This window comes from Laribacter hongkongensis DSM 14985, from assembly GCF_000423285.1.
In the GTDB taxonomy this organism is placed as follows: domain Bacteria; phylum Pseudomonadota; class Gammaproteobacteria; order Burkholderiales; family Aquaspirillaceae; genus Laribacter; species Laribacter hongkongensis.
The window spans coordinates 57,898-72,777 of the sequence record NZ_AUHR01000011.1 but is presented as its reverse complement, the minus strand read 5'-3'; the positions used below and the strand labels follow the sequence as shown (position 1 = coordinate 72,777).

The window sequence follows — 14,880 nt, the reverse complement described above, 5'->3', positions numbered from 1 at the left end:
GGGATTGCATGGGGTGTGCCGGCAGCCGGCGGTTTGTAGGGGGAGGGTACCGGCAGCGATCTGCCGGTGGTTCTGGTGTTTGCAGTTCGGGCGGGAGTCTTTTTAAGAGGGTTGATGTTGTGCGTGACCCGTGCCGGGGCTTTGTCTGGCTTGCGGTGTGACCATGGTTGCCGGCCATGAGGGCGTTGGCGTGCAGACGAGGTGGTGCCGTGGCTGGCTGTAGGGGAAGCGGTACGCGGATTCTTTCGCAGTGGCGAATGAGGTCCGCCTCAAAAGACGGCTTTGGCAGCGGAAGCCATTACGCTGTGGTCGGGGTGTTGCAGGTCTGTCATGGCCCGGACGGCAACTCGGGAGCCGGGTAGCAGCGGGCAGCCGCTGTGGATGTTCCTGCCGGAGCGGGCGCCTGGCAGCCGGGCCGGGCGGGGCTCTGTCTGGCTTGCCGCGCCGGTCCGGGTCCGGAAACCGTGATGATGGAGGAATGCAGGTCAGGTTCTTCCGGCATGATTCCGGTCAAATTTTATGCTTTTGTCATGATTTCGGGGTGGGGCGTCTATTTATGACAAATAATTTTTATGGCTGAATAGCGGCTTCCTTCATCTTGCGCGGTCTCGGGACACCCACTGGTCATGAGACGAATCCGTCAATCCGAGCTCCAGCTTCACCAGCCCCTGCCCTGGTCGTTGTACGACTCCCAGGGCAACCTTTTGTTGCGGCAGGGATTTGTGCTCAGCATTCCGCGCCACGTCGACATGCTGCTGCATCGTGGCGTCTACGTGCATGACGAGGACGACGGGATGCCTGCCGCCACGACGACCGGTACTGCGGCCATGGTTTCTTCTCTTCATGCGGAACCTGCCGGTGGGTTGCCGGAACGGCATGAGCGCGTGCCGGAGGCCGCTGGAGCAGCGGGCCGGCCGGACATTCATGCTTACGAAATCGGTGGCCGGCTGATGCAGGCACTGCGCCGCCTGCATTTGCAGGTACAGGCGGATGTGACCCGCGCCCGGCTGGCAGAGCAACTGGCGCAACTGGCCGACATGCTGCTGTCCGGGCTGGACCGGGACCGGGATGCCCTGCTGGCAGCCTGTCACCTGGAGCGGCAGGCTGCATACATTGATGTACAGCAGGTGCTGGGGGCCGTGGTGGCGGTGCTGGCTGCACGCGAGGCCGGCATGGCGGAAACGGTACAGAAAAGCCTGGCATGTGCAGCGCTGGGGCGGGATCTGGCCCTGCTGCCGGTCCAGCCACAGCTCGATGAATGGAGCGGGCCGCTGAGCGACGAGCTGTGCCAGCTCATCCGCCGGCATCCGGAAGAAGGTGCACGACTGGTACGCACGGCGGGCGTGCAGGACGGCATGTGGCTGGACGTGATGCTGCACCATCACGAACGCTACGACGGCAGTGGCTATCCGCACGGCCTGCATGGTGACCAGCTGCATCCCGCCTGCGCCTTGCTGGCCGTGGCCGACTCCTACGCGGCCATGGTGACGTCCCGCGCCAACCGCGAAGGCCGGTTTCCGCAGGAGGTGCTGCGGGAACTCTATCTGGCCAGTGGCGTGCTGTATTCACCGGCCGCGGTGCGGCTGGTCGTCAAGACGCTCTCCCCGTATCCGCCGGGTACGCTGGTACGGCTGCATGGCGGCGAGGTGGGCGTGTTCCGCAATGGCGCGCGCAGCGGGGAGCGGCCTGGGGTCTGGGTCCTGTACGATCCCAGCGGCATGCCTCTTTTGCGGCCGCAGGCGCGGCAACTGGATGTCCGCAAGGATATTACCGGTCATGTGCGGCCGGAAACCTGCCGTTCGGCAGCGCTGATTCTCAAACAATTGTGGTGCAAACCGCTGGAGGGACTGACAGCATGAAACGCAACCTTCCGATCATCGACCGCGAAGTCGCAGTGCCGCACGGCGTCATGCTGGTCTCCAAAACCGACCTGGCCGGCATCATCCGTTATGCCAACGATGCCTTTGTCAGCATTAGCGGATTCGAGCGTGAAGAACTGATCGGCCATTCGCACAACATCGTGCGGCATCCTGACATGCCGCCCGAAGTGTTTGCCGACATGTGGGCGACGCTCAAGTCCGGTGAGCCGTGGCGCGGTACGGTCAAGAACCGCCGCCGTGACGGTGCCTATTACTGGGTCGATGCCTGCATCGTACCCATCCGCCAGCATGACACCACCGTGGGTTACATGTCGGTCCGGCAGGCTGCCTCCGGGCAGGCGATTGCCAGAGCCCGCCAGGCCGGACCGGCTGCATCCCAAAGCTGGCAGCAGCGGCTGGTTGCCCGGCTGGGTATCCGCAAGGGATTTTATCTGGGCACTTTTTTTGTGGCGCTGTCGATGCTGGCAGGCGGAGTGCTGGGAGTGGGCGGGCTTTACATGGCGGACCAGAGCGTCAGGCAACTGACCCGCCAGCATGTCGTGCCGCTGGAGGTGGTGGCCCGAATGAGCCGGGCGCTGGCAGATACCCATCGGGCGCTGACCGTGCTGCGCTACGATATTTCCGGGGCCGTGCCGCCTTCCGAGTCCGGACAGCGCCGGCGCGAGCTGCAGCAAAGTGCAGAAGCAATCAGTGCCGACCTGAAGCAGCTGATGACCTTGCCGGTCGGGCCGGGGCTGAGGGTGCAGGCCGAGCAATTGCGTACGACCCTGCTGCAGTTGCAGCAGACCGGCCTGCAACCGGCAGACCAGGCGCTGGCCAGCCGCAACTGGCGGGAACTGGACCAGCTGCTGGGAGACAGCCTGTTGCCGCTGTCGGCGCGCGCCGAGCGGCAACTGGAAATGCTCGGCGTGGCGCTGGCCGAAACTGCCCGGCAGGAAGAACAGGATGCCATTGCCCGCAATGACCTGATCCGGCTGCTGGCCATCGTGGGCATTGCCATTTCACTGCTGGCAGTGGTGCGGGTGGGGCGTCTTTATCTGGCCAACATCATCGATCCGCTCAATGAGGCCATCAACCGCTTTGACCGCATTGCCCAGGGCAACCTGTCCGGTGAAATCAACCTGGGCGGTGTCGGGGAAACCGGGCGGCTGAACCGGGCGACTGCCACGATGCAGCTGCATCTCAAGGTCATGCTCGACGAAATCAGCCTGATGGCGCGCCAGATCGATACCCAGTGCCTGCGGCTGAAAGACATCCTGTGGCTGGTGGTCGAACACTCGGAAACACAGCATGACCAGGTATGCCAGGCCAATGAGGCCCTGATGCAGATGGCGGACGAGGTCAACCGGCTCGGACAGGGCATGTTGTCATTGTCAGAGCCCGAAGGCGGCGGGGTGGGCAACATGGTTTGGCCGGATCTGGATGCCGGCATCCGGCTGGCTGCGCTGGGCGCGGCGGAAGCAGAGGCCTGCGTACGTGAGGTGGCGGCCCGGATTGTGGATAACCGCGAGGCGGTCCAGAGTGCCTGGCATGCCTCCGAGGCGCTGGAAAGCACGTCCAGGGAACTCAAGCGGCTGGTTTCGCGGTTTGCGCTGGTGGTAACCCATGAGCCTGAGAGTGTTGCGAGTGCCTAACCCTTGCTCGTAGCGACTGGCGGTTTGTAATGCAGGTGGATTTTTTGTGGCGGGAACACATACCAGGTTTTATGCGTTCAAGACAAGGACTGTACGAATCGGGCAGCTTGTTTGCCACGAAGGCAAACCCGGGTACTAGAATGTCGACATTGAAAACGGTTTCGGAGGAAAAAATGCACTGGTATCTGGTTCATACCAAACCCAGACAGGAGCAATGTGCTTTGCAAAACCTGCAACAGCAGGGGTACCAGTGCTACCTCCCCATGCTTGCAACAGAAAAACTCCGCCAGGGACGCCTGGTAGTGAGTGAAGAAGCCCTGTTTCCCCGCTATCTCTTTATCCGGCTGGGGCTGGGGCAGTCGGACAAAAGCTGGGCACCGATCCGCTCGACCCGGGGCGTGAACCAGCTGGTCCGGTTCGGAACGGAGCCCGCAAGGATCGATGACGGACTGATCGAGCGCCTCAGGGGCCATGACGCCGCAAGAACCCATCCAGAGCCGCTGTTCCGTACCGGAGAACGGGTACGTTTGACCAATGGACCGTTTGCCGGCATCGAAGGCATTTACCAGATGACGGACGGCGAGAGCCGGGTCATGGTGCTGATCGAATTCCTGACCAGGCCTGTTGTTGCCCGTGTCGCCCCGGGCAGCTTGCGCAAAGTGGTCTGACTTTGCGGGTCGGCATGGTTTTATCCGGCCAGACCGTCCGCTTCAGGCCAGTGCCTGCCATCCATGCCAGCCGACATACATGCCCGTCAGGATGATCAGCAGCCCTGACACATAGGGTGCCTTGCGGGCAAATTCTCCAAACCCGCTCCAGTGGCCGGCCAGGTGGCGCACGCTCAGCGCTGCGAGAACACCGGACGCCACGATCGTCAGGGCCAGACCCACGCTGAAGCCGAGTACCAGCGTGGCGCCCAGTGCCACTTTCTTGAGTTGCAGGCAGAGTAGCAACACGGTGATTGAAGCCGGGCAGGGAATCAGGCCACCAGTCAGCCCGAACAGGACAATCTGGCCGGTCGTGGCTTCCCGGTTGGCAAAGCGCCGGCGAATGTCCTCCGCGTGAGCCCGCTCGTGTGCATCCTGGTATTCCGTCTCCGGCATGGCAACGGTCGCTGCGTGGTGATGCGGATGGGGCTCGGCAAATCCGATTTCGTAATCGTGATCGTGCTTCTCATGGCGCAGGCACAAGCGGGCAATGAATTCGTGTGGCTCCGGCACCGGCTGGTGTGATTCGATAAAGCCGTCGTGCTGGGCAAACGTGAATTGCTGGCGGCTGCCGTCGGGGCGCTCGGTTTCCAGCCGGACCTGATCAGCTTGCCAACCATGGTCATGTGCATCTTCAAAGAACAGCCGGAAACGCGGCGGTACACCGTCTTCGAATACCTCCAGCCGTGCCGTGCCATGGTCGGTGGTGACTGGTTTTGCTTCAGTAGCATGATGGTGGTGGGCATGAGCGGTGTGTTGCTGTTGCCTGGTACGCCACAGCATCCAGAGGGCAATGGTGATGATCAGCACACCGGAGGCCAACTGGAAGTAGGGCTCGGTGGTTTCCGCGCTCCAGCCCTGTCCGAAATACAGGCCCGTCATGGCAATCGCCCAGACGACTGCCGTATGCGACAGGGTCGCCGCCAGTCCGAGCAGGATGGCCTGCGTCAGGGTGCCGCGGATGGCCACGATGAATGCAGCCATCATGGTTTTCGAGTGCCCGGGTTCCAGTCCGTGCAAGGCACCCAGCAGGATGGCGCCAGGAACGAACAGCCAGGCGTTGCCTTGCTGCAAAAGGGTGGAAAATTCGGTCATGGCCGCACATCAAGATAATGATAAAGGCATGGCATGATACTACCCCCTAGTATCTGCATGCTACCCTCCAGTATGTTTTTGATTCAGGAGTCCTGCAAATGGCGCATACCTTGCGAGACAAATCCAGGCTGTTGGCGCGTGTCCGGCGGATTCAGGGGCAGACTGCCGCGCTGGAGGCCCAGCTGGTCAGCGGGGAGGATTGCAGCGCCGTCCTGCAACAGATTGCGGCCATCCGTGGCGCGGTGAACGGCTTGATGGTGGCGGTCATGGAAGGACACTTGACTGACCATGTGGTCAATGAGCCGGAGCTGGCGCAGCGGCAGCATGATCTGGACGTGATACTTCAGATCATCAAGTCGTATGTGAAATAGGCGCAGAGGCTGGCCAGAAGGACTGGGCCAAGGGTTGACGCGGTCAGGATGACGCGGCGGAAGGTGGCATGGCTTGCGCAGTGCGAGATGGAATTTGATTTACATCAAACAAAAGTCATGGCAAGTTGGTTGAGCGGGCTTCGTTGAAGGGGCGCGTCTCGTTTTGTTTGAAAGCCCCGTTAACCGGGGCTGTTTTTTTGTCTGCTCATGTCAGCCGGACGTGTCCGGCTGGTGTTGGCGAGGCCGGTGGCCTACCGGCCCGCGTGCATGATGATCCGCTTCAGCGGATGCCGTTCATCATCTTTTGCAACGGCTTGGTCAGTAGCAGCAGCAGGATGCCGCCACAGGCTGCAAACCAGACGAACAACATGAAGAAATCGTGCAGGGTGACGATCTGCCAGCCCAGAAAGCTCGGTGCCGGCTGGCCCGGTTCCGGGTAGAAGCCGGAGAAGAAACCGGCCAGCCAGTTGGCTGCCGCATTGGCAGCGAACCACACCGCCATCATCAGCGAGGCAAACTTGGCCGGTGACAGCTTGTTGACCAGCGACAGGCCCACCGGGGACAGGAACAGTTCGCCCATGGTGTTCATGAAGTACATCGCCACCAGCCACAGCAGGCTGATCTTGATGGCCGGAGCCACGCCCTGCACGCCGACCGAGATGACCCAGAAGCCGCCGGCCAGCAGCAGCAGGCCCCATGCCATCTTGGTCGGCGAGGCCGGTTCGCGGCCGGAGCGGCCCAGGCGTCCCCACAGCCAGGCCATAACCGGAGCAAAGATCAGGATGAAAACCGGGTTGAGCGACTGGAACCAGCTGGCCGGAACGATAAAGCCGGAACCGAACAGTTCGCGGTTGACCGACTCTTCGGCGAGATAGGTGAGGGATACGCCGGCCTGTTCGAACACTGACCAGAAGAACACCACAAAGAGACTCAGGATGCCGATGACGGCCATGCGCTGGTAGTCAACGCGCGTCAGCGGCTGGTCAAGGTGCTGGCCTTGGCCGGCAGCCCGGCTGGCAGCGGGAGAGAGGCCCAGTGCATGGCCGTCCGGGCCGACCAGATAGCGGTTCTTGAACAGCGAGAACGTGATGACCGACAGCAGCATGCCAACGCCGGCCGTCAGGAAGCCCCAGCGGAAGTCGGCCGGGTTACCGGTGTCTCCGAGATAGCCGCAGATCAGCGGTGCCAGGAACGATCCCAGATTGATGCCCATGTAGAAAATGGTATAGGCGGCATCTCGGCGGCGGTCGCCCGGCGCGTACAGGTCGCCGACCATGGTGGAGATATTGGGCTTGAAGAAGCCGTTGCCGATGGCCAGCAGGGTCAGGCCGGCATAGAACAGAGGTACGGCCAGTGCCGCGTTGTAGTAGACGCTGCCGGCCCAGAAGAGCACGAATTGCCCGGCTGCCATCAGCAGGCCGCCCACCAGAATCGAACGCCGGTTGCCCCAGTAGCGGTCCGCCACGTAACCACCGACCAGTGGTGTCAGGTACGCCAGTGCGGTGTAGCTGCCGTACAGGTGCGAGGCCATCTGCTTGTCAAATGCCAACGCGCCCAGCATGAAAAGGGCCAGGAGTGCGCGATTGCCATAATAGGAAAATCGCTCCCACATCTCTGTAGCAAATAGCAGGTACAGCCCGCGTGGATGTCCTTGCGATGCCGAATACATAAGTATTTCCTTATGAACAAGGGTAATTTTAAGGCGCTCGCTTTCGTTATAGAGCGAGCGCCCGGAAGGAAAAGGTTATCGCGTCAGCGTCAGGTGCGATAGCGGCAAGGCTGTGGTCTGCTTGATCTCCTGCAGCACAAAGCTCGACTTGACGTCGGAAACGCCGGGATGAGTCAGGAGGTTGTTCAGCACAAAGCGTGAAAAATGCTCCAGATCTTCAAAGTAAACGTGCAGGAGGAAATCCATTTCACCAGTCATGGCAAAGCAGGCGATGACTTCGGTCCAGCCCTGTACGGCTTGCCCGAAGGCGCCGATAGTCTCGGCATCACGCTTTTCCAGTGCGACCCGCACGAATGCCTGCAGGCCGAGCCCGATTCGGCTTGGCTCAAGGAGGGCAACGTACTGGCGGATGACGCCGCTCTCTTCCAGCTGCTTGAGGCGACGCAGGCAAGGTGATGGAGACAGGGCCACGGTTTCGGCCAGTTCCACATTCGTCAGCCGGCCGTTCTTCTGCAAGGCGGCCAGAATCTTCAGATCAGTTTTGTCCAGTTCGATATTTGGCATTTTGTGCTACAGGGTTTCGGCGTTATGGGCCGATTTTATGCTATTTATTTGCCGTGGGCGCAACTTTGCAACATAAGGTGAAGATGAGCAGATATCTGTCTGTTTGCCTGTCCGCGCCGTGTTGTCTCATGTTCTGATGTTTTTTGTTTAAAAAACAGTTGGTTGATGATTTTTGTTCGAATGGTTTGTGAATTGTGCCGGGTGTTGTCGCATGGTTTGCCGGATTTTTTTGATACTCGGTGGTTGACGCAGGGGCTGGTTTCCTGTTTAATTCGCCACCTCGACGCAGCGAATGCGGCGAAGACGGCCAGGTAGCTCAGTTGGTAGAGCAGCGGATTGAAAATCCGCGTGTCGACGGTTCGATTCCGCCCCTGGCCACCATTTTTAAAGCCCAACCTTTCTCGGTTGGGCTTTTTCGTATCCGTGCTTTCCTTTCGTTGTACGGGAATTCGGCACTGTCACATAACCCGGTTTCTGGCCAGGCTACCCTTACCCTCAGCCGGATTTCAGTCGTGAGCAACCGTCACCGGCATGCTGAACCGGTTGAAGGTATTCAGGGTCACGCAGCACACATGCACCTCGGCCACCTGTCGCTCCGACTGGCGAGAGGCCAATCATTCGTCCAGCAATTTGAAACTCCTCATGGTGGTTTCGACCAGGCTGCGCCGATGGTGGTGACCGCTCCACTTTTCCATACCGCCAGTCCAAATGCTGGGCCGCCGCCAAGGTAGCGTTCCGGACCTGGGCAAAGTCAGTGCGGTCTTTCCATTGCTTGCCGTTCCGTCGCGGTGGTGCGATGACTGCAGTGCCCCGTGAGTGAACCGCGCCAGAAACCTTGGGTATCGCAAGCACCGTCACCGCTGACGCTCGTCATCAGCTCTGCCGGGTCCAGCTGCGGCAGCAGTTCTTCTGCTTGCGCAGCGTCTCCCTGTTGGTGGTCGGTCATCTCCACTACCCGGACATCCAGCATCTCAGTATCGATAGCCTGATGGGCCTTGCTCTAGGTCCGGCGGTATTCGGAGCCATGCTTTTTGACCTTCCATTCGCCTTCGCCACAGATCTTGAGCCTCGTGCTGTCGACCAGCAGATGCAAGAGCTCTGTCCAACGCTGCACCGGAATAGTGGCGGTCAGGGTGCCTTGCCGCCGGATGATGACGCAGAAACAGGGTGCCGCCAGTCGAGTCCGGACAGCTTCAATAGACTACATACCAAGCCGTGCGTTTGCCGCAAGGCGAGCCTGAACAAAACCTTTAGTGTCAGTGCCGTTTGAATGGCGGCACCGCTTTAGGCCGGGAGGTGTCCGTTGACCCCAGTACGTCCGCCCAGCCAAGGTGTGTCGGGAGGGAGTCACACCGTCAGATAGCTCCGGTTCTGCAGGCTTCGGTTGTATTCGGGCCGGTTGGTGGTGCGGTAGCGGAGCTTGTGTGGGTAAATGCGGTGAGTCTGCTCCGCACTCACCTGGATAGCCTTGGCAGGGGTTATGCAACAACGCCCGTTCGACCAAGGGCGTCAGTCGTTTGGTCGGCCTCGGGATCGAACCGGTACGGGTTGATGATGGCCTGATCGAACTGCTGCTAACTCAGGAGGTATTTGTGTAGTCCGAGCGCTTGTTCAGGCTGGATGAGATCGTTCGTCTGACGGAGGCGCCGTTCTCCGACATTGAAGGCATGGGCGATGGGGAGCGTCGGGTCATGGTGCTGATCGAGATTCTGGGCAAGCCAGTGGCAGTGCGTGTTGCACCGGCCAATCTGTGCAAGACGCAACTGACGAATCTGCCTCGTTATTGCCTGTTTGACAAAAAATATTTCTCAAAGTTATGCCGGAGTGGCACAATTCTGTTCATGTGTCGAACATGCAGTAGCGTCTTTTGTATTGCACTTCATTGTTCCGGACTCGCTGACCGCGCTTGCTGATCGTGAAACGGCATGGCGGTAGCATGCCTAAATCTCCTTGAGCCTAGTATCCTCACTTTAGAAATTGGCTGGTTTCCAACAGGAAATCCAGTTCGAAGTCCCGCGCCGTCCGCATCAGACGCCCCAAGTCCGTCGGTGTGCGCTGGCCAAGGATCTGGGGATAGAACTTGGTACGATCAATTTCTGCTTCCAAGCCCTAGTGAAAGAATATTCGGTCAAGATGCAAAACCACAGTCAGAGTAAGAACAAGCTGCACTACGCCTATTTGCTCACCCTGGCAGGGGGGGCGGAGAAATCCAAGCTGACGGCGGAGTTTTTAAGGCGGAAGGTGGTGGAGCATAAAACGCTTCAACCCGAAATTGATGTACTGCAGTCTGAACTTGAATTTGAAGCGTGTTCCCAAAAGGGCTGGCAAAGCCAATGAACGTGCTGCTCACGGGCGGAATGGGTTACATTGGTAGTCACACGGCAGTAGTGCTGTCGGAATTGGGTCATCAAGTAGTCCTGTATGACAACCTGTCAAACAGCAGTAGTTCCGTTATCGAGAAACTTTTCCAAATTACTGGGCAGAAAATCCTCTTCGTTAGAGGCGATGTGCTCGACACCGAGTTGCTCAGAAATACGCTCACTTCGCACAGCATTGATGCCGTTATTCATTTCGCTGGTTTAAAGGCTGTTGGGGAGTCGGTTGAAAAACCGGTCAACTATTACGTCAACAATATTCAGGGCACCATCAGTTTGCTGCGGGCGATGCAGTCGGCCCGAGTCGAGATGCTCGTGTTCAGCAGCAGTGCCACCGTTTACGGCGAACCCCAGTACCTTCCGTTGGATGAGAATCATCCCACCAGCGCCACCAACCCTTATGGGCGCAGCAAGCTCCACATTGAGGAAATGTTGAACGATGTTACCTCATCGGATTTGAACTGGCGGATCGCTTGTTTGCGCTATTTCAACCCGGTAGGCGCTCACGAAAGTGGCCTCATTGGCGAGAGCCCCCATGGCGTGCCCAACAACCTCATGCCCTACATCGCTCAGGTGGCTGCTGGTCAGCGAGCGAAACTCAGCGTGTTTGGTGACGATTACCCCACTGCCGATGGTACGGGCATCAGGGATTACATCCATGTCATGGACTTGGCGGAAGGGCATGCGGCTGCATTGGGCTTCCTGTCTCAAACCACCGGTTGGCATGCCATAAACTTGGGTACAGGGAAGGGCTACAGTGTGCTTGAAATGATCCGAGCGTTTGAAAACGCATCAGGCCGCCAAGTGCCTTACAAAGTGGTCTCCCGTCGTGTGGGTGATGTAGCTGCATGCTACGCGGACCCAAACAAGGCCATTGAAGTATTGAACTGGAGCGCTACGCGCACTTTGGACGACATGTGTGCCAGCACATGGCGGTTCCAGCAGGTTCAAGGATTGAGTATTGCTTCATGATCAATAAAACCAAGGTGCAACCCGTTATTCTTTGTGGTGGCTCTGGTACCCGACTGTGGCCGCTTTCGCGGACAGGTTTCCCCAAGCAGTTTCTGTGTCCGACGGGGGCCGACAGCCTGTTTCAGCAAGCGGCCAAACGATTGACGGACTTGGGCGCTGACAACATTCAGGTCGCAGATCTCCTTGTTGTCACGGGGGAAGATCATCGGTTTCTGGCAACCGAACAATTGCGTGAAATCGGTGTATCTCCAGCTGCCGTCCTTTTAGAACCAGTGGCCCGAAACACCGCACCTGCGTTGACCTTGGCCGCGCTGGCTGCCGTCGAGAACGGTGACGACCCCGTGCTGGTCGTCACCCCAGCAGACCAGAGCGTGATAGACGATACGGCATTCAATGGTGCCATGCATGACGCCATACGCCAGGCGGCAGAGGGCGCTATCGTGATCCTTGGTGTCACTCCCGACCGCCCGGAGACTGGCTACGGCTACATTCAAGCTGTTATGGCGCCCACGCCCACCTTGGTGGTCGAGCGGTTTGTCGAAAAACCCGATGAGGCCACCTCCAGGCAGTACTTGGCAGAGGGAGGCTATTACTGGAACGCTGGCATGTTCGTGCTCAAGGCGTCTGTCTGGTTCCAGGCGATCGAAAGCTTCCGGCCCGACATTGCGGCCACTACCCGCGCCGCCTGGGCCCAGCGCAGTACAGATGCCACATTCGTTCGGCCTGGCAAGGTCGAGTTTATCGACATCCCCAGTGACTCCATCGACTACGCCGTCATGGAACGCTGCCCCGGAAGCCGCTTCTCCATCCGTATGGCCCCACTCGACGCCGGCTGGAGCGACCTCGGCGCTTGGGGCGCCGTGTGGAGCGTATTGCCCAAAGACCCACAGGGCAACGCCCATGTGGGCGACGTGCTGGCCACCGACTGCCGCGACACCTTGGTGCATGGCACCAGCCGCCTAGTGACCCTGGTGGGTGTTCAAAACCTGGTGGTGGTGGAAACTCCCGACGCCGTGCTGGTGGTCGACCGTTCGCGTAGCCAAGATGTGAAGCACATCGTCAACGTTCTGCAGCAGCAGCAGCGCAAAGAGCACACCCTGCACCGCAAAGTGCACCGCCCTTGGGGCTGGTACGACAGTATCGACGAAGGCGGGCGTTTCAAGGTCAAGCGCATCCAGGTCAAGCCCGGTGCCTGCCTCAGTCTGCAAAAGCACCACCACCGTGCTGAGCATTGGGTCGTCGTGAGCGGCACGGCCGAAATCACCTGCGGCGACAAAAAGCTGCTGCTTACCGAAAATCAGTCCACCTACATTCCGCTTGGCGAGGTGCACCGCTTAGCAAACCCCGGTACCATCTCGCTGGAAATCATCGAGGTGCAATCGGGCAGCTATCTGGGCGAAGACGACATCGTCCGTTTTGAAGACCACTACGGGCGCAGTCAGGCATGAACATTCCACCGAAGATTTACGTGGCCGGTCACCGTGGCATGGTGGGTTCGGCCATCGTGCGCCAGTTGCTGACCCATGGCCATCCGGCCGATCGCATCGTCACCCGCACGCATGCAGAACTCGACCTTACCCACCAAGCCGCTGTCAACACCTTCTTTGCAGACGAAAAGCCCGACCAGGTCTACTTGGCCGCGGCCAAGGTGGGTGGTATCCACGCCAACAACACCTACCCAGCCGAATTTATCTACCAGAACCTGATGATGCAGGCCAACGTCATCGATGCGGCGTTCCGCCATGGCGTGCAAAAGTTGCTGTTCCTAGGTTCCAGCTGCATCTACCCCAAGCTGGCCCCCCAGCCCATGCGCGAGGATGTGCTGCTTACCGGAACGCTGGAGCCTACCAACGAGCCCTACGCCATTGCCAAGATCGCCGGCATCAAGCTCTGCGAAAGCTACAACCGCCAGTACGGTGCCAGCCACGGAGTGGACTACCGCAGCGTCATGCCCACTAACCTCTATGGTCCCGGTGACAATTACCACCCGGAAAACTCTCACGTCATTCCGGCGCTCATCCTCCGCTTCCACGAGGCCAAGGTCAATTACGCCCCCGGCGTCACCATCTGGGGGACGGGCACCCCCAAGCGCGAATTCCTCTATGTGGACGACATGGCAGCGGCCTGCGTGCACGTCATGGACCTGCCATTGTCCATTTACAGGCAGCACACCCAGCCCATGCTCAGCCACATCAACGTGGGTTGCGGGCACGACACCACCATCCGAGAGCTAGCCGAAACTATTGCCGGAGTTGTCGGCTTCAAGGGAGACATCGTTTTCGACCCCAGCAAGCCTGACGGCACCCCGCGCAAGCTCATGGACGGTACCCGCCTCAACGCTCTAGGATGGCAGGCCTTGGTGGGTTTGGAGGCCGGCTTGGAAAAAGCCTACCAAGACTTCCTGCAGAACAACACGCCGCAGACTTGAAAGACCACTCCATGACAGCACGACCCAAAGTCGCCCTTGTTACCGGCATCACCGGCCAAGACGGCGCCTACTTGGCCGAATTTCTACTCAACAAGGGCTACATCGTACACGGAATCAAGCGCCGTACCAGCCTTTTCAATACAGATCGTATCGATCACCTCTATCAGGATCGCCATGAAAAAGGGGTTCGCTTTTTCCTTCATCATGGCGACATGACAGATAGTTCCAGCCTCATCCGCATCATTCAACAGACCCAGCCGGACGAAATCTACAACCTGGCCGCACAAAGCCATGTTGCGGTTAGCTTCGAGGAACCTGAATACACGGCCAACTCCGATGCACTGGGGGTGCTGCGCCTATTAGAAGCCATTCGCATCCTCGGCCTGGAACAAAAAACCAGGTTCTACCAAGCCAGCACCAGTGAACTCTACGGGCTGGTTCAGGAAACCCCCCAGAAAGAAACTACTCCTTTCTACCCGCGTAGCCCGTACGCAGTAGCAAAGCTCTATGGCTACTGGATTGTTGTAAACTACCGCGAGGCTTATGGTCTTTATGCTTGTAACGGCATACTCTTCAACCACGAAAGCCCTGTACGTGGAGAAACCTTCGTCACTCGCAAAATCACTCGAGCACTCGCCAGGATCAAGCTAGGCCTCCAAGAGTGTTTGTATTTGGGTAACCTTGATGCAAAACGAGACTGGGGTCATGCGCGAGACTATGTCGAAATGCAATGGTTAATGCTCCAACAGGAAAAGCCGGAAGATTTTGTTATCGCTACCGGAGTTCAATATAGTGTGCGTGATTTTGTTAATGTAGCGGCCCAAGAGCTTGATATTAAAATTAATTGGCAGGGTCACGGAGTCGAAGAAAAGGGTTTCGATAACTTGGGAAAATGTATCGTTGCAGTCGACCCCCGCTATTTCCGTCCTACAGAAGTTGAGACCTTACTTGGTGACCCGGCAAAGGCTAAGAATAAGATTGGCTGGACTCCGAAAACCAGCTTCAACAGCTTGGTTGCTGAAATGGTTCGAGCAGATCTAAGTGCGGCGGAGCGAGATGAGCTGGTCAAGCACCATGGTTACAAGACCATGGATTATCACGAGTAGGGTTTTTGGTGGAAATGCCTGTTTTGCTCGTACGCCTGTGGAGACACATCTCCCGAGAGAGAAGAATTCAGCTCGGGAT

At 58.8% G+C, this 14,880-nt stretch carries 13 protein-coding genes and 1 tRNA gene; 10 read left to right on the top strand and 4 right to left on the bottom strand.

The annotated features are described in order from the left end of the window. Positions 1-626 precede the first annotated feature (626 nt). The 3 genes from G542_RS17560 (at position 627) to rfaH (ending at position 4,182) form a co-directional block, all read left to right on the top strand. A complete protein-coding gene (locus G542_RS17560; protein ID WP_155826661.1) occupies positions 627-1,859 on the top strand; it encodes an HD-GYP domain-containing protein in 1,233 nt (410 codons plus the stop codon). Then, positions 1,856-3,514 carry a methyl-accepting chemotaxis protein gene (locus G542_RS0110615; RefSeq protein WP_027824097.1) on the top strand — a complete coding sequence of 553 codons (1,659 nt, stop codon included), beginning with the start codon at positions 1,856-1,858 and terminating at the stop codon, positions 3,512-3,514. Before G542_RS17560 ends, G542_RS0110615 begins: the two co-directional genes overlap by 4 nt. A gap of 173 nt (positions 3,515-3,687) precedes the next feature. Continuing rightward, entirely contained in the window at positions 3,688-4,182 is a 495-nt protein-coding gene (gene rfaH / locus G542_RS0110610; RefSeq protein WP_034985629.1) for a transcription/translation regulatory transformer protein RfaH, read from the top strand. 42 nt (positions 4,183-4,224) lie between these two features. Here the strand turns inward: rfaH and G542_RS0110605 are convergent, their stop codons facing one another. Then, positions 4,225-5,316 carry a nickel/cobalt efflux protein RcnA gene (locus G542_RS0110605; protein WP_027824095.1) on the bottom strand — a complete coding sequence of 364 codons (1,092 nt, stop codon included), beginning with the start codon at positions 5,314-5,316 and terminating at the stop codon, positions 4,225-4,227. 98 nt (positions 5,317-5,414) lie between these two features. Here G542_RS0110605 and G542_RS0110600 point away from each other — a divergent pair, with 98 nt between their 5' ends. Then, positions 5,415-5,687 (top strand): metal/formaldehyde-sensitive transcriptional repressor, encoded by a 273-nt coding sequence (locus G542_RS0110600; RefSeq protein ID WP_012698254.1) that lies wholly within the window; start codon positions 5,415-5,417, stop codon positions 5,685-5,687. A 280-nt stretch (positions 5,688-5,967) separates the two neighbouring features. Here G542_RS0110600 and G542_RS16650 read toward each other — a convergent pair whose 3' ends face one another. Together G542_RS16650 and G542_RS0110590 are read right to left on the bottom strand one after the other, a co-directional pair. Beyond that, positions 5,968-7,356, bottom strand: coding sequence for a peptide MFS transporter (locus G542_RS16650; protein WP_012698253.1), 1,389 nt, complete (start codon positions 7,354-7,356; stop codon positions 5,968-5,970). A 75-nt stretch (positions 7,357-7,431) separates the two neighbouring features. Continuing rightward, positions 7,432-7,920 carry an Lrp/AsnC family transcriptional regulator gene (locus G542_RS0110590; RefSeq protein ID WP_012698252.1) on the bottom strand — a complete coding sequence of 163 codons (489 nt, stop codon included), beginning with the start codon at positions 7,918-7,920 and terminating at the stop codon, positions 7,432-7,434. A gap of 305 nt (positions 7,921-8,225) precedes the next feature. Between G542_RS0110590 and G542_RS0110585 the strand changes: the two genes are divergently transcribed. Beyond that, a tRNA-Phe gene (locus G542_RS0110585) sits at positions 8,226-8,301 on the top strand. 747 nt (positions 8,302-9,048) lie between these two features. Here G542_RS0110585 and G542_RS19735 read toward each other — a convergent pair. Further along, positions 9,049-9,150 carry a hypothetical protein gene (locus tag G542_RS19735; RefSeq protein ID WP_444542966.1) on the bottom strand — a complete coding sequence of 34 codons (102 nt, stop codon included), beginning with the start codon at positions 9,148-9,150 and terminating at the stop codon, positions 9,049-9,051. A 747-nt stretch (positions 9,151-9,897) separates the two neighbouring features. Here G542_RS19735 and G542_RS0110575 point away from each other — a divergent pair. Genes G542_RS0110575 through gmd form a run of 5 tightly spaced genes read left to right on the top strand, consistent with a single transcriptional unit; the run spans position 9,898 to position 14,801 of the window. Continuing rightward, positions 9,898-10,257, top strand: coding sequence for a MarR family EPS-associated transcriptional regulator (locus G542_RS0110575; RefSeq protein WP_034985600.1), 360 nt, complete (start codon positions 9,898-9,900; stop codon positions 10,255-10,257). After that, positions 10,254-11,267, top strand: coding sequence for a UDP-glucose 4-epimerase GalE (gene galE, locus G542_RS0110570; RefSeq protein WP_027824092.1), 1,014 nt, complete (start codon positions 10,254-10,256; stop codon positions 11,265-11,267). Before G542_RS0110575 ends, galE begins: the two co-directional genes overlap by 4 nt. After that, entirely contained in the window at positions 11,264-12,715 is a 1,452-nt protein-coding gene (locus tag G542_RS0110565; protein ID WP_027824091.1) for a mannose-1-phosphate guanylyltransferase/mannose-6-phosphate isomerase, read from the top strand. The genes galE and G542_RS0110565 overlap by 4 nt, the downstream gene beginning before the upstream one ends. Further along, on the top strand, positions 12,712-13,695 hold the full coding sequence (gene fcl / locus G542_RS0110560; protein WP_027824090.1) for a GDP-L-fucose synthase: 984 nt from the start codon (positions 12,712-12,714) through the stop codon (positions 13,693-13,695). The genes G542_RS0110565 and fcl overlap by 4 nt, the downstream gene beginning before the upstream one ends. Before the next feature lie 11 nt (positions 13,696-13,706). Then, on the top strand, positions 13,707-14,801 hold the full coding sequence (gmd, locus tag G542_RS0110555) for a GDP-mannose 4,6-dehydratase (protein WP_034985597.1): 1,095 nt from the start codon (positions 13,707-13,709) through the stop codon (positions 14,799-14,801). Positions 14,802-14,880 lie beyond the last annotated feature (79 nt).